This is a genomic window from Lacisediminihabitans sp. FW035, from assembly GCF_054880895.1.
In genome coordinates, this window is the sequence record NZ_CM142187.1 from 3,550,226 (window position 1) to 3,572,516 (window position 22,291).

A 22,291-nucleotide genomic window follows, 5' to 3' on the forward strand; every position below is an offset into this window, starting at 1 on the left:
GGACGCGGCGCTCGGGTACGCCGGAATGGTGCGAAATTCGGGTATATCGCACGCGCTAATAGTGACACAGTCAGAACCCCTACGCCAAGCAGGTGGGACAGAATAGTGCCCCTGCCCCCCGAATTGGGGGCGCGGTCGATCGAGGCCGCTCAGTCCTCCGCGAAGCGGTCCGTCGCGTCGATGAGCGCGGAGAGGATGCCCGGCTCGTCGTAGGCGTGGCCGGCATCCGGCACCATGACGAACTCGGCCTGCGGCCACGCGCGGTGCAGGTCCCAGGCGGTGACCGCCGGAGTGCAGATGTCGTAGCGCCCCTGCACGATCACGCCGGGAATGTCGGCGAGGACGCCGGCGTCACGGATGAGCTGACCCTCGTCGAAGAATCCGCGGTTCACGAAATAGTGGTTCTCGATGCGGGCGAAGGCGAGCGCGTAGTGCGGGTCGGCGAAGGTCGAGACGACGTCGGGTCGGGGCATCAGGGTGATGGTGGATGCCTCCCACACCGACCAGGCGACCGCGGCCGGACCATGGATGGCGGGGTCGGGATCGGCGAGGAGCCGGTGGTAGGACTGGATGAGGTTTTCGCGCTCGTCGAGTGGGACGGGGGCGAGGAATCCCTCCCAGGCATCCGGGAACACGGCTTCGGCACCGCCCTCGTAGAACCAGTCGAGCTCGGATTTGCGCAGGGTGAAGATGCCTCTGAGCACCAGCTCCGACACTCGACCGGGATGCGTCTCGGCGTAGGCGAGCGCAAGCGTGCTGCCCCAGGATCCGCCGAACACCAGCCAGCGATCGATCCGCAGGTACTGGCGGAGCAGTTCGAGGTCGTCGACCAGGTGCCAGGTCGTATTCGTGCTGAGGTCGATCCCGGCGTCGCTGGCGTGCGGAAGGCTGCGCCCGGAGCCTCGCTGGTCGAGGAGGATGATGCGGTATTTCGCCGGATCGAACAACCGTCGGTGGTTGGGCTGAGTCTCGCCGCCCGGTCCCCCGTGCAGGAAGACAGCGGGCTTGCCGTCGGGGTTTCCCGAGGTCTCCCAGTAGATGCTCTGGCCGTCACCCACATCCAGCAGCCCGGATTCGTAGGGTTCGATCTCGGGGTAGAAGCTGCGCATGCTTCGAGCCTACGGGGCGGTCGCGGTGCGGGCCGCGTACCCTGAAGGCATCCGCTGCGCTGGGCGGGAACCGAGGAGCTTTGCGTGAAGATCACCCACCTGCGGCATTTCGTCGCCGTCGCCGAGGAGTTGCATTTCGTGCGCGCCGCCGCTTCGCTGGGAATCTCTCGCGCGAAACTCGACTCGTCGATCCGCGCGCTTGAGGCCCAGGTCGGCTCCGACCTGTTCGATCGCCGCCAGGAGTCGACGACCCTCACAGGCGCCGGAACCGCCCTGCTCGATCATGCCCGGATCGAACTCGCGGAATTCGATGATCGTCCGCCCGCCCCCGCGGCGCCGCCCGGCGGCAAAGCCAAGGCATCGAAGGGCACGGGACGCGCACCGATCGTCAAAGGCGAGCCGCGGCCGTATAAGAACCGCCAGTCGCGGTAGTCGCTCGCCTGCAGGCCCGCGAGTTGCACCCTCTTGCGAGATGCCACGCCCGTGGACCCGCAAAAGAGTGCAACTCGCGGCCGAGGGCACGGCGCGACCGGCGGAGGGGGACGTCGACCGGATGATCGCGCCGAGAACGGCCTCCACACACCCCTCAGCCGGAACGCATCCTCCCCGGCGCGTGGGCCTCGACCTGCCGGGCGGGCGCTTGCCCGCCCGCGACTCAGTCGCGATTCAGCCCGAGAGCGCGCAGGGATGCGAGGTCCCGATCCCGCGAGTTGCACCCTTTTGCGGGACGCCACGCCCGTGGACCCGCAAAAGAATGCAACTCGCGGCCGAGGGCACGCGCGACCGGCAGCCAGCCCGACCCGGAACGCAGCCCGGAGTCGGGTGGCCCCGAATCTATACCGGGGCCAGCCGGGCCCAAAACGAGCCCGGGAGTCGGGCCAGCCCGGCCCGGCACGCAGCCCGGGAGTCAGATCAGCCCGGAAAGTAGCCCGGTAGCCGGCGCAGCCCTTGAAAAAAGACCGGCTCGCAACATCGCTCGCCCGCGCGCATCGCTCAGCCCGGAAGACACGCTCGCCCGCATCGCTCAGCCCGCCAGCACCTCGAGGATCGCCTCGCCGTACTTGGCCAGCTTGTTCTCTCCCACCCCGCTCATCGTGCCGAGCTCCGCGAGGGAGGTAGGAGTGCCGGTGGCGATCTCGCGAAGAGTCGCGTCGTGGAAGATGACGTACGCCGGCACGCCTTGCTCCTTCGACTCGGCCGCCCTCCACGCCCGGAGGCGCTCGAAGACGGGAGCCGCATCGGCGGGCAGGTCGACGGCGGGGGCGCTGCGACGGGACTTCGAGGGACGCGCGGGCCGCTCCGGCTCGCGGCGCAACATCACCGGCCGCTGGCCTCCGAGCACCGTAGTGCTCGCCTCGGTGACGACGAGAGTGCCGTACTCCCCCTGCACGGCGAGCAACCCCTGCGCGAGCAACTGGCGCACGACTCCACGCCACTCCTGCTCGGTGAGCTCCGTGCCGATGCCGAAGGTCGACAGCGAGGAGTGGTCGTTCTGGGTGATACGCGCGGTCGTGCGACCCAACAGGATGTCGACGATCTGGCCGGCGCCGAACTTCTGGTTGCGCTCGCGCTGCAGCCTCACGATCGTGGAGAGCAGCTTCTGGGCGGCCACAGTGCCGTCCCAGGACTCGGGCGGAGCGAGGCAGGTATCGCAGTTACCGCAGGCGGCGGATGTCTCACCGAAGTATCCGAGGAGCTGCACCCGTCGGCACTCGACGGTCTCGCACAGCGCGAGCATCGCGTCGAGATGCAGACCGAGGCGCCGGCGGTGCTCGGCATCTCCCTCCGACCCGTCGATCATGCGGCGCTGCTGCATGACGTCCTGCAGGCCATAGGCGAGCCAGGCCGTAGACGGCAGGCCATCGCGCCCCGCCCGGCCGGTCTCCTGGTAGTAGCCCTCTACCGACTTCGGGAGGTCGAGGTGGGCCACGAAACGCACGTCCGGCTTGTCGATGCCCATGCCGAAGGCGATGGTGGCGACCATCACGATGCCGTCCTCGCGCAGGAACCGGGACTGGTTCGCCGCCCGCACTCGCGAGTCGAGTCCCGCGTGGTACGGCAGGGCCGCGATGCCGTTCTGCACCAGGAACTCGGCGGTCTTCTCGACCGAGGCGCGCGAGAGGCAGTAGACGATGCCGGCGTCGCCGGGATGCTCGCTGCGCAGCAGCTCGAGCAACTGCTGCTGTGGCGCGTTCTTCGGCGCGATGCGGTACTGGATGTTCGGCCGGTCGAAGCTCGCGACGAAGTGCCGGGCATCCGTCAGTTGCAGCCGCTTCTGGATCTCGAGGTGGGTCTGCTCTGTGGCGGTGGCGGTGAGGGCGATGCGCGGCACACTGGGCCAGCGCTCGTGCAGCATCGAGAGTTGGAGGTAGTCCGGCCGGAAGTCGTGCCCCCACTGCGACACGCAGTGGGCCTCGTCGATGGCGAAGAGCGAGATCGCCGCGCGGTCGAGCAGGTCGGCAGTCGCCGGCACCCTCAGCCGTTCCGGGGCGAGATAGAGCAGGTCGAGTTCCCCGTTCAGGAGCGCATGCTCCACCCCGCGGCGCTCGGACTGGTCCTGGGTCGAGTTGAGGAACGCCGCACGCACGCCGACCGCGGAAAGGGCATCCACCTGGTCCTGCATGAGGGCGATGAGCGGTGAGATTACGACCCCGGTGCCCTCGCGCACGAGGGCAGGGATCTGGTAGCAGAGCGACTTGCCGCCGCCGGTGGGCATGAGAACCAGGGCATCCCCGCCGTCCACGACCTGCTGGATGATCTCAGCCTGGTCGCCGCGGAAGCTGTCGTAGCCGAATACGGTGTGCAGGGCATCGCTCGCGCTGGAGTACTTGGAGCTGGCGGGCCGGACCGGCTCGCGGGCGATGAACTCCCGCTCACGATCTTCGGCCCCCGGAGGCTCATAGGCGAAATCGTCCGGAGGCTCGAGGTCATCGGGATCCCAGGGGATTTCCGCACTCCAGCTCACCGCACAGATCCTTTTCTCGTGGGGTTCCGACCCACCGGGCGAGTCTAACCGCGGGGTGCGACAGCGCCCTCCGGGTCGGCGTCGCTGTGCACGATCGTCCCGGGGTCCGGCGGAGGAGGAGGCGCGACCACACGCACGCGCTGGAGCCCGAACCGCTTCGCCGCGCGCACCACGAGCCACGCGTAGAGAGCGAGTGTGGCCGCCGAGATCACGACTTCGAGGCCGCTTCCGGTCTTGGAGTTCACGTCGACGAGCCCGAAGGCGCCGATCACGAAGATCACCGTGTTGTTCACGACATGGGCGACGATGGATGCCTCGAGCCCGCCCGTGCGCCACACCAGCCATCCGGCGACCACGGCGAACACCGACACGTCGATGAGTCCCCAGACGTCGTACTGGTGGCCGATGGTGAAGAGCGGTACCGGCAACAGGATCGCGAACAGCGGATGCTTCAGCCAGCCGCCGATCGTCTGGGCAAGGTACCCACGGAAGAAGAATTCCTCTGCGGTGGCCTGCACCGGCACGAGGAGCACCGCGACGAGCACGACGATCCAGGTGCTCGACGACACGGTGGCGGGTGGGATCGACTCGCCGGTCAGGAGGGGCATCAGCACCACGGAGAACAGGGTCGAGGCGCCGTACGCGATCACGACGGGGAGGATGAGCCGGGCCATCCACCGCCAGCGCAACCGCCCGGCGATCGACGAGAGCAGGCCGACCGGGCGCGGCCCCATGATGAGGCGGGCGAGCCAGACCGAGGGGAGGATCACGGCGATCGAGGAGAGCGAGAACGCGAGAATCACGGGAAGGCTGTTGTCGATCTCGCCAGTGGTGATGAGCTTCGTGATCACCGGGCGCACTTCGGGAAACACCAGCGTAGACGCGAGCAACAGCACGACGAGCACGATGGTGAAGCCGATGAAGATGCCGAGCGCGATCAGTCCCGTGACAAGGGGCTTCCACCAGCGATAGCCGGGAGCACTACGGGCGAGGCGGTGATAGGCGAATTCCACGCGGCGAGCCTAACCACTGAAGCGGGGAGTCCGGCCAGAGCCGGACTCCCCAATTCGCGGGACATCTGCCGCCCTGCCGCAGTGTGGCCGGGCTGGCTAGGCTGGGAGGCCAGAAGCTCTGAGGTCAGTTCGAGGTCGGGAGAGTCAGATGGCGACAAACAGTCGAGGTCGCGGAATCGTGCGGGACGGGCAGTGGGGATTCGTCTTTCTCCTCGCCTACGTAGGGGCGGCCATCTATTTCATCTCCACGAGCGACGGCTCATTCCTGCAGGTCGTCTTCGGCCTCCTCAAGGCCATCGTCTGGCCGGCGTACGTGATGTTCCATGTGTTGCAGGGGCTCGGCGCCTGAGACTGATCGGTCAGGCCGTCGCTTCGCCGCGGTAGGGGCGGAAGAACTCGCGCAGTGTGGATGCGTTCACCTCGGGCTCGTCATCGGTGCGAAGTGGCGGCGGACGCACGTGTCGCGGGTGCGTTCACCGCTGCCGCGAGCGCGGCAGCCCGCGAGTTGCACCGTTTCGCGGGATGCAGCGTTCGGGAAGCCGCAAAGGGTGCAACTCGCTACCGAGACCGGCGAGGGCTACCTCCGCCGGTCATCGATCAGTACACGAACACCAGCGACGGGAACGACGCCGAATCCGCGAGTTGCGCGTCTCCCCCGTAGGTCGCGGTCAGCAGGTGGATGCCGCGGCTCAGCTTGGGCAGCATCACGGTCGCCCGCCCATTGTCGGCGGGGGTGAGCGTGACCGTCGCGATCACCGAGCGCCCGTCCCGCACGACCACGTCACCCGTGGGCACGAGGCCGCGGCCCGAGACCACGATGCGATAGGTGACCGGCGAGTTGTGACGCACCAGCACCCGGTCGACCGTCCCGCGGGTGGTCGAGGTCAGGCGGTCGACGGTGACGGCCGTCGAGGTCGTGACTCCGGCGGACGTGCCGGGTGCGGTGGCGGTGACCGTCACGGTGATCGCCGCGCCGGCGTCCGCCGGCACCAGGGTGTAAGTCGCCGCGGTCGCCCCGTCGATCGGCACCCCGGCGCGATTCCACTGGTACGCGAAGGTCGGTGAGGCGACGCTCCACGTTCCCGGGGAGGCCGTGAGTGTGCGACCGACCTTCGCGGTGCCACTGATCGTAGGGGCGGTGACGGAGGTAATGGCCGGCACCGTAATGGTGAGCGGCACCTCGATCGACGTTCCGGTCTGCGGTACGGCGACGGTCAGCACCAACGTGCCCGCCGGTGTGTTCGTGGGGATGGTGACCGGCACCGATGCCCGCCCCGTCTCGTCACCGAGGTCGACGACCGTCGGGTCGATGACCGACTGGGCGAGCACCACCCCGCCCGCGCTCACGGTGGCGGTGCCGGAGTTCGGCTCCCCGTTCGAGAACAGCAGCGACGACAGGCCGAGTGTCACGACGTCGCCTGGCTTCGCAGCTGTCGACGAGAGAGTGACTCCCACGGCCCGCTGGGCGTAGTCGGGAGACGCGACCGGGTTGGCGACGAAGTAGTCGACCATGCTCTGCAGGTCGATCTTGCCGGTGTCACCCGCGTTCGCGCCCTTCGCGAGTGTCAGGAAGTTGTCACCGCCGGAGGCAAGGAACGAATTCACGACGACAGTGATCGAATCGGTGGATGCCACGGGCGCGCCGTTCACGGTGATGCCGGTGATGTGGCTGCCCGCGACCGCCGTGGGATCGTAGCGGTATTCGAGGGACTTCGAGACGCCGAGCTTCAGGAAGGGGCGCGTCGAGGTGGCGGGCTGCCACTGTTCTTCGAGCACCTGCTTGAGCTGTGCGCCGGTGAGTGTCTCGGTGACGAGGGTGTTGGCGAAGGGCTGAACGCTCGCGGCCTCCTGGTAGGTCACGCGACCATCCACATCGTTCGGAGTGTTCGCGCTGGCCTTGTACTTGAGGTCGGTACGGAGGCCGCCCGGGTTCATGAGCGCGACCTGCGCTTTTCCGTTCGTGGCCCAGAGCTGAACGTCGGCCACGAAGTTGCCGAGGGGGGATTCCCCTCCCCGGTTCTCGGTGACGCCGTCCTTCTGGCTCGCCCGGTTGAAGTCGGCGGTGATCGTGCCGACGGGCACCGAACCCTTGTCTTTCGCCGCGGCCACCGCGGCGGCGACGATAGCGGCGACGGTGGGGTCGGGGGCGAAGGCTCCGAACAGCGGCTTCACCTCTGAGGTGATGCTGAGAAGGGCTTTCGTGGTGGGGTCGACCGAGAGGGAGAGGTGTCCATAACTCTCGCCGTACTTGCCGGCCTGGAGAACGGGGCGGGTGCGGTCGGTTCCCGGGATGGGGATCTGCCAGTTATAGGCCTGGTGCGTGTGACCGGAGACGATGGCATCGACGTTGGCGTCCACCGTGTTCACGATCTTGCCGAAAGCGGAGTCGCCGGTGGCACTCGCGAGCGTGGCATCCGCTGCTCCCTCATGGACTGTCAATACAATGACATCCGCCTCGCCGTTGGCCGCGTTACCGTCACTGAGCTGGTCTGCAACGCGGTTGACCTCGGTCGGGATATCCCGGAACTCGAGGTTCGCGACCCCTGCCGGGCTCACGAGCGAGGGTGTCTCATCCGTCGTCGCGCCGATGAAGCCGACCGTGACGCCGCCCACCTGCTTGAGGGCGTACTGGGCGAATTCGGGCTGGCCGGTCGTCTTGTTGTAGATGTTCGCGCTGAGCAGCGGGTAGTTGGTGGCCGGGATCACGCGACCCTCGAGGTCGGCCTGACCCTTATCGAGTTCGTGGTTGCCGATCGCGCTCGCGTCGACGCCGACCGCGTTGAGGGCGTCGATGGTGGGCTTGTCGTCCTGGATGAAACTCGTGAACGTCGAGGCACCGATCGAGTCGCCGCCCGACACCACGAGAGTGTTGGGATTCGCCGCCCGGAAGGACTTCACCAGCCCTCCGAGCACCGCGGCCCCCGCCGACGGCGAGGATGCCTCGAGCCGACCGTGGAAGTCGTTGAAACTCAGGATGTCGATGGCGACCGGGGCCTCGGCTGCCGAGGCGGCGGACCCGGCGAGGGTCGGGATGCCGAGAGCGACGGCCAGAGCGATCGCCGGAAGGATGTGTCGACGGGAACGGAAGGGTGCCATGGCTGCGTGAGACTCCTTGGAATGTGCACCGGGTGCAGACGATCAGGTCCACCCCCGATCGGGGGGTGATTTGCACCCTAGCCGGTGGAGTGCCGCCGATGGAAGGGACTTCATCGAATGGTCATCGGTGGTTACCGCTACCGTTGAGTTCTCCCACTGGAAAAGGTCACCCGTGCTCGCTGTGTTCATCGGCGTCACGGCAGCGCTCATTTTCGGATCAGCCGATTTCGCCGGAGGCATGGCCGCCAAGCGCATCAGTGCCGTTCGTGTGACCGCGATCGGAGGCCTCTCCGGCCTCGTCGTCCTCGTTATCGCCCTCCCGCTGTTTCCGAGCGTGTGGTCCTCTTCGGCGGTGCTGCTCGGCGGGATCACCGGCATCACCGGAGCCCTCGCCGTCGTGTTGCTTTACGCGTGCCTCGCGATCGGGCCTATGAGCATCCTCTCCCCGCTCACCGCCGTGATCTCGGCCGTGGTGCCGGTGGTCGCCGGGGTGATCCGGGGCGAGCGCCTGAACGTCCTCGGCTATGTCGCCATCGTCATCGCCCTCGTCGCCGTCGTGCTCGTGGGCTTCGTGCCCGAGAAGGGGGCGGTGCGGCCCTCGCTGCGGGCACTCGCCATGGCGGTCGGGTCCGGCACGCTGATCGGTGTGTTCCTGATCCTGATCGACCTGACTCCGGATGACTCGGGCCTTGTGCCGCTCGTCGTGAGCCGTGGTGTGAACGCGGTCGTGATGTTCACTGCGATCGGGATCGGTACGCTCTGGGTGCGTCGGCGCGGAGCCACTCCCGCCACGAGCGGCGGCTGGAAGCCGGGACTGGCGCTCGCCGTCATCGCTGGGGTGATCGATGCGACCGCGAACGCCCTTCTGCTGCTCGGCCTGCGCCTCGGCGAGCTCACCGTGCAGTCCGTGCTCACGGCCCTCTACCCCGCCGGCACGATCCTTCTCGCCGCAATCCTGCTGCGGGAGCGGATCGCACCCGTGCAGGTGGTCGGCCTCGTTCTCGCCCTCGCCGCCGCCGCCATGCTTGCACTGGCCTAGGGACCGCCGTGCTGAGCGTCGCCCTCGCCCTCGCCGGCTCCGTCATCTACGGAGCGAGCGATTTCTTCGGCGGTCTCGCCGCGCGTGGCACCGGCGCGGTGCGGGTGACGCTCATCAACTCGGTCGCCGGGTTCTCGGTGCTCGTGGTGGCGACCGTGCTGCTCCCCGGTCAGTGGGGAGCACCGGTACTGCTCTGGGGTGTGCTCGCCGGTGTCTGCGGTGCGGTCGCCCTCGTGCTGCTGTACGCCTGTCTCGCAATCGGGCCGATGAGCATCCTCTCCCCCATCCTCGCCCTCGTCGCCGCCGCGATCCCGATCGCGATCGGTTTCGCCCGCGGGGAGCGCCTGAGCGGGCTGGGCTACCTCGGCCTCCTGGTGGGGCTGGTCGCAATCATCCTGATCTGCCTCGTGCCGGGCGAGCGGGCCGTGCGGCCGAGCAGGCGCGGCATCCTCATGGCGGTGGGGGCGGGCGTCGCGATCGGCGGCTACCTGGTCTTCATAGACCTGACGCCGCCGGACAGTGGGCCGGCCCCACTCCTCATCACCTTCGTCGTCACCGGCATAGTGATGGCGGTCGTGCTCTTCAGCCAGCGGCTGGCGCGGCGTGGCATACCCCGACCCGCCATCAGCCGCAGCACCGTCGGGTTCGCCGTGCTCTGTGGGCTGACGGATGCCGCGGCCGCTTTCCTGTTCCTCCTCGCCCTCAGGGCGGGCGAGCTCTCGATCGTCTCGGTGCTGAACGCCCTGGCCCCGGCCGGCACCATCGTGCTCGCTGCGGTGGTGCTGCGCGAGAGGATAGCTCCGGTGCAGTGGGCAGGACTCGGAGTCGCGCTCGTGGCGGCCGCGCTGCTCGCGCTGGCCTGACGACCGGCGCCCGTGCGATCCGGGCTCTAGCCGATGCGCTGGAGGGCGGTGAACCTCATGTCGGTGAAGCCGTTGGCGCAGGTCTGGAAGAGCAGGTCGTAACCGCGCGGGATGTCCTCGGCGTGGTTGACCTCGCCGTTGAGGTGCGCGACGACACCGATCACGCGGTAGCGGCCGGCATCGAGGCCGGTGATCGTGACGATCGCACCGGAAGCGGTGGGGAACCGGTTGCCGCCGCAGTTGCTGTGTTCGGCGATCACCCTCACGTGATAGACGGCCGTGACATCGACCGCGCCGCGGCACTGGTTGATCTCGTTCTGGAATCCACTCGTCCACACCCGCTGTACGAAGCCCTGGGCTGCGCGGGCGGCTGCGTTTGCCGCCGCTTGCGCTGCGGCCTGGGCGGCCGCCTGCGCCGCAGCGACGGCGGCGGCCTGGGCTGCTGCGGCAGCGGCAGCGGCAGCCTCAGCCGCCGCCTTCTCGGCACGCGCCTTGGTGGCGGCCCGGGCGATGGCTTCGAGGCGCACATCCCGCTGGGAGAGGAAGTCTCCGAGCACCACGGTGGCCGGTCGCGGTGCGGAAGCCGGGGCGACCGCGGGGGTGGAAGCCGGGGCGACCGCCGCCTCGGCGATCACCGTCACGGGGAGGGCCGTCACGGGGGTGAGGAGGGAGATCCGTCGGGTCCACAGCGAGGCGGAGCTCGCTGCGGCCGCGTGCGCGGTGCCGCTGGTGACGATCTCGGAACGGACAGGCTGTGTCGTGCGGGCATCTGCCCGATCGGTGTCGCCAAGGGAGACGACCGCGACAGTGGCCGCGATGACACCGACGACAAGTGCCGCCAGTGCCCGGCGATAGGCCACTGCGGATGGTGCGAAGTCGCTGAAAGACATGGAATCCCCCGATTCAGTCACAGGTGTACGTGTGCTGTGTCGGGTGGTTAGTCGCAGCGTTTCCGTGAGTCGCCTAGGGAGCGCCTCACATCTGGAACGCTAACAGAATTGGCACGTCGCTCGGTGGCATTTTGTACCCCTTGCGGCCCCGCCAGCGCCGGCCGGAACGCGGTTTCGTTCACTGTGTAAGATTCCCTCCGATTGAGCTATCGCCAATGAAACATTCGTGATATCGATCTCAATTCGAGAAATGCCCGATGAAGGCGGAGTTGGGATAGCCGGGGTACAGCGGACAGACTGTACCCCTATCGTGACGGTAGAACCGACGCGCGGCTCGGACCCTCTCCCCCGAATTGGGGGGCCGTGGCCGCAAACAAAATCGTCAGCGCGACCTTTCCAGGGACGGATCAGCGAGAGGACCGCCCCGCCGCCCGTGACGCTTCGACAGGCCTCAGCCCTCGGTCGGCGAGCCGAACCAGGCGGTGAAGTCGACCCAGAAGTTGCGGTTGCCATACGACGAGCACGCGTCGCCCTTCCCTCGCGGATTGGCCAGCGCTGCGGAGTTCGGCTGATACGGGGTGTAGTTGTAGAGCGCGGCGGTCGCCTGGTTGCGGATGTCCACCACCGTCGCACCGCAGGTCGCCTGAGGATGGAACTTCACTGCGACCGGCCCCACCCGGTAGCGCCAGTGCGCGGGATCCAGCAGGTAGCTGCGCAGCTGCTTCGCCGCCCGGTACACCTGAGACGCGAACCCGTAGAACTCCGTGTTGCACGCGACGGAGTCCGGGCATCCGTATCCCATGGCCACGCGGTACGCGCGGTCCGTCGGGGACACCGCCGTGATGAGTCCCTGTTCCTTCTGCAGCATCACGAGCAGGACCTCCGGGTTGATGAGGCAGGCGCGGGCCACCTGCACGACGATCCGGCTGGCGAGCACCGCCGATTCCTCGTCGATGGCGGCACACTGGCCGCCGGGCGAGGCCGCACGGGCGGGCAGGTCTGACCGATAGGCCCGCAGGCAGGTTGTCTCGCTCGTGAAGGCGCACCCGGGAGCCTCTTCGGCGAGAAAGGACTGCACCTGCGCCTCAGAAAGCGATCGCGAATCGGACAGCACCCGGTCGGAGATGATGTACCCGGGGTCGAAGCTAGCAACGCCGGCGACGGCGAGATCGTGGTGCGGAGGCGATGCGGCGTCGGCGGGCTCGCGGCCGGAGGACAGCCCACCGACGGCCACGGCGATCAGGGCCACGGCCCCGACGGCGCGGAGCATCACTGCAGATCGCGGTGACGCAGCGCGAGGGGAGGACATCCCTCCATCTTCGTCGCCCCGCGTCGCCCCGCCTAGATTTCGCCGTTCGTTCGGGCCGGTGAACAGCGCGTAACGATGAACTGTGAAAGGCCTGATTGTCGCGACATTGTGCAATCCACTTCGGCGAGCTCCCCGAAGGAAGCTACATGTCCACAATAAATCCCCCCCGATCGGGTGCCACTCGGGTGAGGGGGAAACGCGCCACCCAGGCTCGTTCCCTCCAGGCTCGCTTCACCCAGCTCGTGACCTTCGGCGGCGTGGGACTGGTCGCGTTCGTCGTGGATTTCACCATCTACAACGTGCTCCTGCTCGGCCCGCTGCATCAGCACACCATCACCGCAAAAGTGGTCTCGGTCACCGTGGCGACCATCGTCGCCTGGCTCGGCAACCGGTACCTCACCTTCCGCGCACACCGCACGCGAGCGGTGTGGCGGGAGGGCGTCATGTTCGCGATCTCGAACGTCCTCGGGCTCGGGATCGCCGCATTCTGCCTGTTCGTCTCCCACTATGTTCTCGGCCTGGTCACCCCACTGGCCGACAACATCGCCGCGAATGGCGTCGGGCTGGTGCTCGGCACCACCTTTCGCTACTTCTCCTACCGATTCCTGGTCTTTCCCGCGACTAAAGAAGGTTCTCCCGCATGAATCTGCTCACCCCCCTCGTGCTGTTCGCCGCTTCCCCCGTACTTCCCCCCTCCCCCGATTCCACGGGTGGTTCGACGGGTCCTGTGCCCAACCGCGGAGGCGTCGGACTGATCTCTCCGACCGACTCCACCGGAGCGTTCGGCGGACTGGATCTGCCGACCATCCTCGCAATCTCGGCCCTTGTGCTGGTCGCGGCCGCGCTCACGGCGATCGCCGTGACCACTCTCTGGTGGATGCTCCATGCCTGGAAGTCCGACGGCAACTTCAAGCGCACCGGTTTCTCGGAGAAGACGGCGCCACCGGCTCACAGCTTCACGCTGCTCGTGCCCGGTCGACACGAAGAGGAGGTCATGGGGCGGACACTCGACGTGCTCGCCACCCAGACCCACCCGCATGTCCAGATCATCGCGATCGTCGGAAACGATGACCCCGGCACCGAGCGGGTCGCCAGAGAGGCTGCCGCTCGGCATCCCGACCTCATCTCCGTGGTCATAGACCACAGCGTCCCCAAGAACAAGCCGAAGGCGCTCAACACCGCCCTCGCGTTCGCCACCGGGGATATCGTCGGGGTATTCGACGCCGAGGACGAGGTGCATCCCGGTCTCCTGCGCCTGATCGACTCCAAGTTCACCGAAACCGGCGCCGCCGTGGTGCAGGGCGGTGTGCAGCTGATGAACTTCAGGACGAGCTGGTGGTCGCTGCGAAACGTCTTGGAGTACTACTTCTGGTTCCGTTCCCGCCTGCACTTCCACGCCGGCGCGCGCTTCATCCCCCTCGGCGGCAATACGGTCTTCGTCCGCCGCGAATGGCTCGAGTTCACGGACGGCTGGGATGCCGAATGCCTGGCCGAGGACTGCGAGCTCGGCGTTCGGCTCTCGAGCGCCGGAGCCGAGGTCGTCGTGGCCTACAGCCCGGAGGTCGTCACCCGCGAGGAGACCCCCGGCTCTCTCACCTCGCTGTTCAAGCAGCGCACACGCTGGAATCAGGGCTTCCTCCAGGTGCTGCGCAAGGGCGAATGGAAGAAGCTTCCGACCCGCACGCAGCGCCTGTTCGCGCGGTACATGCTCGCGATGCCATTCCTTCAGGCCATCTCGGGCATCATGATCCCGGTCTCGCTCGTGCTGATCTTCTTCGTGAAGGTACCGACTCCGATCGCGCTCATCACGTTCATCCCGATCGCTCCGACGCTCATCACCGTGGCGGTCGAGATAGCCGGTCTCGGCGACTTCGGGCGCGTCTACAACGAGAAGGTGCGAATCCGGGACTACGTGCGCCTCGTCCTCGGAACCTTCCCCTTTCAGGTGTTCCTCGCCGCCGCCGCGATCCGCGCCGTCTTCCGTCAGCTGAAGGGGGAGACCGGCTGGGAGAAGACAGAGCACACCGGAGCTCACCGCGAACCCGTCGTCGCCCAGAACTCGGCGATCGGTCTGCCCGCCGGCACCCCGGTGCTCACCACGACAGGACACAGCGAATTCGACTATTTCCAGACCGTGGACTCCGGCCCCTCTTTCGCCGAAAGCCGCGAGACAGAGAATGAAGGGGCGACCCGATGACCAGCGCTACTCTCTCCCACACCCCCATTCGCGAGTTCCTCGGGGAAAGCGGCCACCGCATCGGGCGTGTGGCCACCCGGTTCTACGTGCGCCACCGTCTCGCGCTTCCGTGGATCTCCCCGGTACTCGTCATCTCCGCCATCGTCTCCTTCCTCAACTTCAGCGGCTCGCCTCAGCGCATCGACGACGAGGGAACCTACACAGCACAGGCCTACGCGGTATCGGCCTTCGGCCAGCTGGCTCACTACACGTACAGCTACGATCATCCGCCGCTCGGCTGGATCCAGATCGCGGGATACGCCCAACTCACCGGCGCGTTCTCCCGCTACGACCTTGCCGTGCTCGCCGCACGCGAGGCGGTTATCGTCGCCACCCTTATCAGCGTCGTGCTCGTCTGGGCCCTCGCTCGGCGTCTCGGCATCGGCCGGGCGGCGAGTGCAGTTGCAGCTCTCGTTTTCGCGCTGTCCCCCCTCGCCCTGCAATTCCACCGAACGGTGTATCTAGACAACATCGCGCTGCCCTGGCTCCTCGGGGCCTTCATCCTGGCGCTCAACAAGCGGTCGCAGCTCGCGAGCTTCGCCGCATCCGCCGCGCTCTTCAGCATCGCTGTCCTGAGCAAGGAGACCTTTCTTCTCGCGCTCCCCTTCCTTGCCTGGATGATGGTGCGTTCCTCTCACAAGGCCACGCGACGCTACACCCTCTCGGTCGCCGGAACGGTGCTCGTTCTCGTGGGATCGAGCTACCTGCTTCTCGCGGCCATCAAGGGAGAGCTACTGCCCTCCCCCGGCAAGTCCAGCCTGACCGATGGCGTGCTCTTCCAGCTCGGGTCCCGAGCGGGTAGCGGATCCGTGATCGACCCGAACAGTCTCATCGTGCGCACCTTCTCAATGTGGTGGCAACTCGACCCGGTGATCATCGTGCTCGGAACGCTCGCCTCCGTCTCCGCCGTTTTCTTCACGCGACTGCGGCCGATCGCCGTGATGATGGTGTTCCTGATCGCCGCGATGTTCCGGCCGAACGGCTACCTCCCGGTGCCCTACGTGATCGTGCTCCTACCCTTCGCCGCGATCCTCATTGCGGCGATGGCGGAGAAGGCGGTGCGAGCGGTGCGCCACAGCCGGGGCGCTACGCGGATACGAGCCGGCGCTTGGGTGGCCGTCACCGCGGTCGCCGTGGTCGCCGCCGTTCCGCTCTGGACCGTGCAGCTTCGCGGATTCCTGCTTGCAGACCTGGATTCACCGCTGCGCTCTGCCGAGAGCTGGGCCATCGACAACATCCCGCACAGCAACCGCATGATCGTGGATGACGCGATGTGGGTCGATCTCGTGAAGGCCGGCTGGTCGCGCGACAACGTCCTCTGGTACTACAAGCTCGACACCGACCCCGCCGTCAAGGCCGGGTCGCCGCAGGGCTGGAAGGACTCCGACTATGTGATCACCACGGATTCGATGCGCAGCTTCCCCAACTCCCTCCCGCAGGTGAAGAAAGCGATCACCAACTCGGTCGTCGTCGCGTCCTTCGGGCGCGGGACGCAAGCGGTCGACATCCGTCGCATCGAGCCCGACGGGCTCAGCGCAGCGAAGAAGGCGGCTGCGACCCAGACGGCCCAGGCCTCCACCGCCGGTACGCAACTCGCCGGCAACCCGGGCCTATCGGTGTCGGCGGCCAATCGCGACCTCCTCACCGGTGGGCGCGTCGACATCCGCATCCCGCTCGCCCTCGGGAGCCAACTCGCCATCGGGTCGGTGACAGTCTCGGGATTCCCGATGCAGGCCGGCGAGGGAGACCAGCCTCGCAGAGTGGTGCGGATCTCTGCGCTCGACGGCGAACCCGCCGTGCGCGGAGGCTCATTGACTGCTGCTGCGAAGGCCTATGTCGCGGGACTCACCGGCCAATACTCCCCGGCCTCCGTCTCCGTCGTGGACGGATCCATGCAACTCGTCTACTCCCCGGCAGCGCCCTCCGGCGTCGTGTCGTAGCCCAACCACGAACATCCGCCTCACCCGAACAGGAGATCATCATGAAGAAAATCACCCTGCGTTCCCTCGTCAGCGCCGCCGCGCTGGTGGCGGTCGTCGCGATCGGAGCAACCGCCACCCCGGCACTCGCCGCGACCGGAGAGGCTCCCGCGGCCACCGGAGCGGTCGGCTGGCTGCGGATCGCCCACCTCTCCCCCGACACGAAATCGGTGGACGTGCGCGTCACCGCGCTCATGGGCGGAGCATCCGTCTACGACCTCGACAGCGTCAAGTACGGAGCGGTGTCCAGCTACCGGTCGATGCCCACGGGCGTCTACACGATCGCGATGGTGCCGGCGGGGTCGAAGTCGACGGCCAAGCCCATGTTGAGTGCCTCCGTCTCCGTCAAAGCAGGCAAGGCGTCGACAGTGGCCGCCTATGGACCCAACAAGAAACTCGCTCTGAAGGTCTTCACCGATGACCTCTCCACCCCGGCCGCGGGGCAGGCGCGCATCCGCCTCATCCAGGCGTCGACCAAGACCTCGTCGATCGACGTGAAGACGGCCACCGGCATCTCCATCGCCCAGAACGCCAAGTCGGGCACCGCAACGGGATACGCCGAGGTCGCGGCCGGCCCCTGGTCGCTCACCCTCACCGGTAAGAACGTCGAGTCGATCGAACCCGTCTCCCTCGCCAACGGCAGCGTCACGACCCTGCTCGTGCTCGACACGACCGGCGGAGGACTCGCTGTGCGCCCGATCATCGACAGTGCCGCGGTCGGCGCGGCTCCCATCGGTGGAGTCCAGACCGGTGGCGGTTACCTCGCCACCTCCGCGCACTCCCTCGACTCTTTGACCCCGGTGGGGTCCGAGAAGCGATGACGATGCGACGCCGGCTCCTTCTGGTGATCACGACGGTGGCGGCCCTGGCCGTCACCGCCGTGATAGCCGGGGCAGCGCTCGGGCTTCCACCGAGCCCCCGAGGGGCCGGCGCGCCCACCTCGTCCTCGTCGTCGACGCTTCCGGCGTCGACGAGCGACTCGGGCACGGACTCCGCGGCCCTCGGTCGGGCATTCCTCGCCGACTGGGTCGATCGTGGTCGGGTCGTCCGTCGCGACCAAGGGTCCGACACGGTGAGCGAGGGGCAGGCCTACGGCATGCTCATCGCTCTCTCGGTGAACGACGAAAAGAGCTTCGACGTCGTGTGGGACTGGACGGAGAAGCACCTGCAGAAGAGCAACGGGCTGCTCGCCTGGCGGTGGCAGAACGGCAGCGTCGTGGACTCCACCCCGGCGAGCGACGCCGACCTGGACGCCGCCCGCGCGCTCGTGCTCGCCGGAAAGCAGTTCGATCGCCCCGACCTGACGGCAGCGGGAAAGCGGCTCGCCACCTCCATCGCCGACATCCTCACGATGCAGACCTCGCTCGGGCGCATCCTGCTTCCGGGACCGTGGGCCGCCACCAATCCCCACTCGTACAACCCGAGCTACGCCTCCCCTGTGGCCTTCGCGCTGCTGGGGGATGCCACGGGCGACCCCCGCTGGGCCGAACTCGCCGTCGGGTCCCGCGCTGTCACGACCAAACTGCTCGATGTCGCGGCGCTGCCCTCCGACTGGGCCCAGGTGAGCGACGACGGCACCGTCGCGGTGATCCCCGGCCCGACCGGAACGTCCGGTGCGGTGACCTACGGGTACGACGCGGCTCGCACCGCCATCCGGTTCGCCGAATCCTGCTCCCCGGCCGACGTCGCCATCGCCGCGAGAATCGCGCCGACGCTCACTCGCTCGACTTCCCTGTCCGCGGTGCTCGACCTCGGCGGCGCGCCGCAGACCAGCGACAAGAGCCCGCTCGCCTACGCCGCCCGCGCCGCAGCTTCGGCGGCCGGCGGAGCCCACGCCCCGGCGAATGCCGACCTCCGTCGGGCCGCTCGCCTGTCGTCCTCTGTTCCCACCTACTACGGCCGAGCATGGACGACCCTCGCCCTCACGATGTTGCGGCAGGCCACCCTCGGCGGGTGCGCTCCGCTCGCTGAAAGGAATTGAGCACCATGCAGAGACTCTCCCGCCGCAACTGGGTCGCGATCGGTGTCGCCGCCGCTCTCGTGGCGATCACCGTGAGCGGATCCGCCCTGGCGATCTCCCGCTCGACCTCCGGCACACCGTCGAGCACCTCTTCCTCCGAGGGCGCGGCCGGTGGCATCCAGACCCCGGATGCCGGCCCCTCGACCGCCCCGCAGTCCGGGATCGTCGTCACCCACGTCTCGATCCCCGACATCGGGGTCTCGAGCGACGTCGAGCTTCTCACCCTCAACTCCACAGGGGCCCTGCTGCCCCCGGTCGACTTCAATAAGGCGGGCTGGTACTCCGGAGGGGTGGTTCCCGGGCAGGTCGGGCCAGCCATCATCGCCGGTCACATCGACTCGATCACTGCTCCTGCCGTCTTCGCGAATCTCCACACGGTGACGCCGGGGATGAAGATCCTTGTTTCGCTCTCCGACGGCCGCACTCTCACCTTCGAGGCCGACCGCTCGGAGGTCGCTCCGAAGACCCAGTTCCCGTCGAGCGCCGTGTACGGAACTGTGCCGACCCCGCAACTCCGCGTGATCACGTGCGACGGCACCTTCAATCCCGCCACCGGCCACTACGACGACAACCTCGTGGTCTTCGCGACGCTTGTCGCGAAGTGACCCCGCGGCATCCCCTCACCGACCCGCCCATCTCAGACCCGACAAACAAAGGAATCGAAGTGCTCGAAACCCTCGTGATCATGCCCACCTACAACGAACGCGACAACGTGGCGACAATGGTCGATCGCATCCTGGCCGCCTCGCCTCACACCGACGTGCTCATCGTCGACGACAACTCGCCCGACGGTACAGGGCAGGTGGCGGATGACCTCGCCGCCCTTCATCCCGAGGTGCACGTGATGCACCGCGCCGAGAAGACCGGCCTCGGCGGGGCGTATCTCGCGGGCTTCGAATGGGGTGTCGCCGCCGGATACTGGGCACTCGTGGAGATGGACGCCGACGGTTCGCACCACCCGGAAGATCTTCCCCGCATGATCGAGCTGCTCGCCGACCACGACCTCGTGCTCGGTTCTCGCTGGATTCCCGGGGGATCGGTTGAGAACTGGCCGTTGCGGCGCAAGCTGCTGAGCCTCGGCGGCAGCGCCTACACGCGCGCTGCCCTCGGGATCGATGTGCGCGACACGACAGGCGGATACCGCGTCTTCTCAGCCGACGCACTGCGCCGGCTCGAGCTCGGCGGGGTCGCGAGCCACGGGTACTGCTTCCAGGTGGATCTTCTGTGGCGTGCCCTCGAGCATGGACTCCGCGTGGTGGAGACTCCGATCACGTTCACCGAGCGCACCATCGGCGAGTCGAAGATGAGTGGCAACATCGTGGTGGAGTCTCTGCTGCGCGTCACGGCCTGGGGCATCCGCCGCCGTTCGCGGGCACTCGCCGGACTGCTGTCCCCCGGGCGGCGCCTTCCGTCGGTGCGGGCGAGCTACCACCGAGCTCTGCCGAACGCCAGCGGTCCCCGGGCTTAGCAATCCCGGCGCGACGACGAAGGGCGCCCACCCCACAGGGTGAACGCCCTTCGCTTCGACGGTGTTTCTTAGAGCGCGGCGAGTTCTTCGATCACTCGATCACCGGGAGCGGCGATCTGCATGGACGCCTTGATCTCGGCGCGGCCGAGGAGCTCGTCCATGCGGCGGCGGCGTGCCTTCGAGATGAGGGTCACTACCGTGCCGACCTTGCCCGCGCGGCCCGTGCGGCCGGAGCGGTGCAGGTAGGTCTTGTACTCGTCGGGGGCGTCGGCCTGGATCACCAGGCTGATGTCATCGACGTGGATGCCGCGGGCCGCGACATCCGTCGCCACGAGCACGTTGACCCGGCCGCTGGTGAGCAGCTGGAGGTTGCGCGTGCGGCGGGACTGGTTGAGGTCACCGTGCAGGGAGGTCGCCGGGATACCGGCATCCTCGAGCTGGTCGGCCAGTTGCTCGGCGAATGCGCGGGTACGGGCGAAGATCAGCGTCTTGCCCTCGCCGGCAGCGAGCTCCTCGATGATGCGAGTCTTGTCGCGCTGCTCGATGAGCAGCACGCGGTGGTCGATCGTGGAGGAGGCCTGGTCTTCACCGGCGACCTCGTGCACGGCCGGCTCCTTGAGGAACTGCTTGACGAGGGTGGCGACACCCTTGTCGAGAGTTGCCGAGAACAGCAGCTTCTGGCCGCCCTTCTTGGTGGACTCGAGGATGCGCTGCACCGGCTCGAGGAACCCGAGGTCGCACATGTGGTCGGCCTCGTCGAGCACGGTCACGAAGACCTCGCTGAGGTCGAGACGGCCCTGCTCGATGAGGTCTTCGACGCGACCGGGAGTCGCGATGACGATGTCGACGCCACGCTGGAGAGTAGAGACCTGCTTGTACTGCGGCACGCCGCCGACGATGGTGGTGGTGAAGAGGCCGACGCTGCGGGCGATGGGCTGCACCGTGCGGTCGATCTGCATGGCGAGCTCGCGGGTCGGAGCGAGGATGAGCGCGCGGGGCTTGCGGCCGGGCTTGCGTCCGGCACCGCCCATGTTCTCCATCAGGCGCTCGACGAGCGGCGCACCGAAGGCGATGGTCTTGCCGGATCCGGTCTTTCCGCGACCGAGCACGTCCTTGCCGGCCAGAACATCCGGGATGGTCGCGGCCTGGATCGGGAACGGGCTCTCGGCGCCCATCACGATGAGCTGGCGGGTCATGTTGTCGCCGATGCCGAGGTCCTTCCAGGTGACGCCGGCGGCGTCTCCCGCGGTGATGACCTTTGCCTCGAGTCGCTCGAGGACGACATCCTCGTGGGCGACGAACGCCGCGGTCTTGGCATCGTTCTTGGCGGGGTAGTAGTCGCTGTCGCGACGCGGCGCACGATCGTCATAGGAGCGCTGCGGGCGGTCGTTTCCGTACGAGGGACGCTCCGTGCGAGCCGGACGATCGTTATACGACGGACGCTCCGTGCGTGCGGGGCGGTCGTTTCCGTACGCGGGACGTTCGGTGCGAGCAGGACGGTCGTTGTACGCGGGACGTTCGGTGCGAGCAGGACGGTCGTTGTACGCGGGACGCTCGGTACGAGCAGGACGGTCGTTGTACGCGGGACGCTCGGTACGAGCAGGACGGTCGTTGTACGCGGGACGCTCGGTACGAGCAGGACGGTCGTTGTACGCCGGACGGTCGGTACGAGCAGGACGATCGTTGTACGCCGGACGGTCGGTACGAGCGGGACGATCGTTGTACGCCGGACGGTCGCCGTACGACGGACGCTCAGTGCGAGCCGGACGATCGCCGTAGGCCGGACGGGCAGGACGCTCGGTGTTGTTGTTGTACGAAGGACGAGCCGGACGGTCGCCGTACGACGGGCGGGCCGGCCGGTCGTTGTAAGACGGACGCTCGGTGCTGCCGTAGGACGGACGCTCGGTTCGCTGCGGGCGGTCGCCGTACGAAGGGCGGGCCGGACGCTCGTTGGTCGGGGTCCAGTTCGGACGGCGATCCGTGGATGCGGGGCGGTCGTTGCCGGCCGGGCGGTCGCCGGTGCGCGCGGCGCGCTCATCCGCGTTCCAGCGCTTCTTCACGGGGGCGTCGTTGTGGAATCCACGGTGGCCCTCGCTGCGGCTGCCGTTCTTGGCAGGTCCGGCGGAGTTGTACTTCTTAACGGGGCGGCCAGTAGCCGCCTTCTTGTCGAAAGGCATAGTCGTATTTCCGGGTTGTGTTTAGTTGCATGGCAGCGCGCTGCCAACAAGCAGCGCTTCTGCGGGAACCCGGGCAGTCTTTGGCCAGGACCGTTTCACATACGTGATTGTTCCCACGTATTCCAGG

18 protein-coding genes are annotated in these 22,291 nt (G+C 67.7%); 11 read left to right on the top strand and 7 right to left on the bottom strand.

Annotated features, from left to right (window positions below):
• Positions 1–149 precede the first annotated feature (149 nt).
• Positions 150–1,109 (bottom strand): prolyl aminopeptidase, encoded by a 960-nt coding sequence (gene pip / locus ACVXZ4_RS17015; protein WP_461795966.1) that lies wholly within the window; start codon positions 1,107–1,109, stop codon positions 150–152.
• Positions 1,110–1,193: 84 nt separating this feature from the next.
• Here pip and ACVXZ4_RS17020 point away from each other — a divergent pair, with 84 nt between their 5' ends.
• Positions 1,194–1,541 (top strand): LysR family transcriptional regulator, encoded by a 348-nt coding sequence (locus ACVXZ4_RS17020; RefSeq protein ID WP_461795967.1) that lies wholly within the window; start codon positions 1,194–1,196, stop codon positions 1,539–1,541.
• A gap of 592 nt (positions 1,542–2,133) precedes the next feature.
• On the opposite strand, the gene recQ is transcribed toward ACVXZ4_RS17020, so the two are convergent.
• Positions 2,134–4,074 (bottom strand): DNA helicase RecQ, encoded by a 1,941-nt coding sequence (gene recQ, locus ACVXZ4_RS17025; protein ID WP_461795968.1) that lies wholly within the window; start codon positions 4,072–4,074, stop codon positions 2,134–2,136.
• Between the two features lie 44 nt (positions 4,075–4,118).
• On the bottom strand, positions 4,119–5,087 hold the full coding sequence (locus ACVXZ4_RS17030) for a lysostaphin resistance A-like protein (protein ID WP_461795969.1): 969 nt from the start codon (positions 5,085–5,087) through the stop codon (positions 4,119–4,121).
• A 148-nt stretch (positions 5,088–5,235) separates the two neighbouring features.
• Between ACVXZ4_RS17030 and ACVXZ4_RS17035 the strand changes: the two genes are divergently transcribed.
• Positions 5,236–5,436, top strand: a complete 201-nt coding sequence (locus ACVXZ4_RS17035) for a hypothetical protein (RefSeq protein ID WP_461795970.1) — start codon at positions 5,236–5,238, stop codon at positions 5,434–5,436.
• A 248-nt stretch (positions 5,437–5,684) separates the two neighbouring features.
• Here ACVXZ4_RS17035 and ACVXZ4_RS17040 read toward each other — a convergent pair whose 3' ends face one another.
• Entirely contained in the window at positions 5,685–8,183 is a 2,499-nt protein-coding gene (locus ACVXZ4_RS17040) for a 5'-nucleotidase C-terminal domain-containing protein (protein ID WP_461795971.1), read from the bottom strand.
• A gap of 172 nt (positions 8,184–8,355) precedes the next feature.
• Here ACVXZ4_RS17040 and ACVXZ4_RS17045 point away from each other — a divergent pair, with 172 nt between their 5' ends.
• Together ACVXZ4_RS17045 and ACVXZ4_RS17050 are read left to right on the top strand one after the other, a co-directional pair.
• Positions 8,356–9,222: an EamA family transporter gene (locus ACVXZ4_RS17045; protein ID WP_461795972.1), complete on the top strand. Its 867-nt coding sequence runs from the start codon at positions 8,356–8,358 to the stop codon at positions 9,220–9,222.
• Between the two features lie 8 nt (positions 9,223–9,230).
• Complete coding sequence (locus tag ACVXZ4_RS17050) at positions 9,231–10,085, top strand: EamA family transporter (RefSeq protein WP_461795973.1); 855 nt, start codon at positions 9,231–9,233, stop codon at positions 10,083–10,085.
• Positions 10,086–10,111: 26 nt separating this feature from the next.
• Here ACVXZ4_RS17050 and ACVXZ4_RS17055 read toward each other — a convergent pair whose 3' ends face one another.
• Positions 10,112–10,975 carry a hypothetical protein gene (locus ACVXZ4_RS17055; protein ID WP_461795974.1) on the bottom strand — a complete coding sequence of 288 codons (864 nt, stop codon included), beginning with the start codon at positions 10,973–10,975 and terminating at the stop codon, positions 10,112–10,114.
• A gap of 451 nt (positions 10,976–11,426) precedes the next feature.
• Positions 11,427–12,284, bottom strand: a complete 858-nt coding sequence (locus tag ACVXZ4_RS17060; protein WP_461795975.1) for a hypothetical protein — start codon at positions 12,282–12,284, stop codon at positions 11,427–11,429.
• Between the two features lie 185 nt (positions 12,285–12,469).
• Here ACVXZ4_RS17060 and ACVXZ4_RS17065 point away from each other — a divergent pair, with 185 nt between their 5' ends.
• Genes ACVXZ4_RS17065 through ACVXZ4_RS17095 form a run of 7 tightly spaced genes read left to right on the top strand, consistent with a single transcriptional unit; the run spans position 12,470 to position 19,987 of the window.
• On the top strand, positions 12,470–12,928 hold the full coding sequence (locus ACVXZ4_RS17065) for a GtrA family protein (RefSeq protein WP_461795976.1): 459 nt from the start codon (positions 12,470–12,472) through the stop codon (positions 12,926–12,928).
• Positions 12,925–14,481, top strand: coding sequence for a glycosyltransferase family 2 protein (locus ACVXZ4_RS17070; RefSeq protein WP_461795977.1), 1,557 nt, complete (start codon positions 12,925–12,927; stop codon positions 14,479–14,481). Before ACVXZ4_RS17065 ends, ACVXZ4_RS17070 begins: the two co-directional genes overlap by 4 nt.
• Positions 14,478–16,460, top strand: coding sequence for an ArnT family glycosyltransferase (locus ACVXZ4_RS17075; RefSeq protein WP_461795978.1), 1,983 nt, complete (start codon positions 14,478–14,480; stop codon positions 16,458–16,460). Before ACVXZ4_RS17070 ends, ACVXZ4_RS17075 begins: the two co-directional genes overlap by 4 nt.
• Positions 16,461–16,501: 41 nt before the next feature.
• Positions 16,502–17,320 (top strand): DUF4397 domain-containing protein, encoded by an 819-nt coding sequence (locus tag ACVXZ4_RS17080; protein ID WP_461795979.1) that lies wholly within the window; start codon positions 16,502–16,504, stop codon positions 17,318–17,320.
• Entirely contained in the window at positions 17,317–18,480 is a 1,164-nt protein-coding gene (locus tag ACVXZ4_RS17085; protein ID WP_461795980.1) for a glycosyl hydrolase family 8, read from the top strand. Before ACVXZ4_RS17080 ends, ACVXZ4_RS17085 begins: the two co-directional genes overlap by 4 nt.
• 5 nt (positions 18,481–18,485) lie before the next feature.
• Positions 18,486–19,124: a sortase domain-containing protein gene (locus tag ACVXZ4_RS17090; protein WP_461795981.1), complete on the top strand. Its 639-nt coding sequence runs from the start codon at positions 18,486–18,488 to the stop codon at positions 19,122–19,124.
• Positions 19,125–19,183: 59 nt separating this feature from the next.
• Positions 19,184–19,987 (top strand): polyprenol monophosphomannose synthase, encoded by an 804-nt coding sequence (locus ACVXZ4_RS17095; protein WP_461795982.1) that lies wholly within the window; start codon positions 19,184–19,186, stop codon positions 19,985–19,987.
• A gap of 68 nt (positions 19,988–20,055) precedes the next feature.
• On the opposite strand, the gene ACVXZ4_RS17100 is transcribed toward ACVXZ4_RS17095, so the two are convergent.
• Positions 20,056–22,164, bottom strand: coding sequence for a DEAD/DEAH box helicase (locus ACVXZ4_RS17100; protein ID WP_461795983.1), 2,109 nt, complete (start codon positions 22,162–22,164; stop codon positions 20,056–20,058).
• Between the last annotated feature and the right edge of the window lie 127 nt (positions 22,165–22,291).

Coding starts and splice junctions, on each gene's coding strand:
- pip (WP_461795966.1), bottom strand. CDS start 1,109: ATGCGCAGCTTCTACCCCGAGATCGAACCCTACGAATCCGGGCTGCTG.
- ACVXZ4_RS17035 (WP_461795970.1), top strand. CDS start 5,236: ATGGCGACAAACAGTCGAGGTCGCGGAATCGTGCGGGACGGGCAGTGG.
- ACVXZ4_RS17040 (WP_461795971.1), bottom strand. CDS start 8,183: ATGGCACCCTTCCGTTCCCGTCGACACATCCTTCCGGCGATCGCTCTG.
- ACVXZ4_RS17055 (WP_461795974.1), bottom strand. CDS start 10,975: ATGTCTTTCAGCGACTTCGCACCATCCGCAGTGGCCTATCGCCGGGCA.
- ACVXZ4_RS17060 (WP_461795975.1), bottom strand. CDS start 12,284: ATGTCCTCCCCTCGCGCTGCGTCACCGCGATCTGCAGTGATGCTCCGC.
- ACVXZ4_RS17070 (WP_461795977.1), top strand. CDS start 12,925: ATGAATCTGCTCACCCCCCTCGTGCTGTTCGCCGCTTCCCCCGTACTT.
- ACVXZ4_RS17075 (WP_461795978.1), top strand. CDS start 14,478: ATGACCAGCGCTACTCTCTCCCACACCCCCATTCGCGAGTTCCTCGGG.
- ACVXZ4_RS17080 (WP_461795979.1), top strand. CDS start 16,502: ATGAAGAAAATCACCCTGCGTTCCCTCGTCAGCGCCGCCGCGCTGGTG.
- ACVXZ4_RS17085 (WP_461795980.1), top strand. CDS start 17,317: ATGACGATGCGACGCCGGCTCCTTCTGGTGATCACGACGGTGGCGGCC.
- ACVXZ4_RS17090 (WP_461795981.1), top strand. CDS start 18,486: ATGCAGAGACTCTCCCGCCGCAACTGGGTCGCGATCGGTGTCGCCGCC.
- ACVXZ4_RS17100 (WP_461795983.1), bottom strand. CDS start 22,164: ATGCCTTTCGACAAGAAGGCGGCTACTGGCCGCCCCGTTAAGAAGTAC.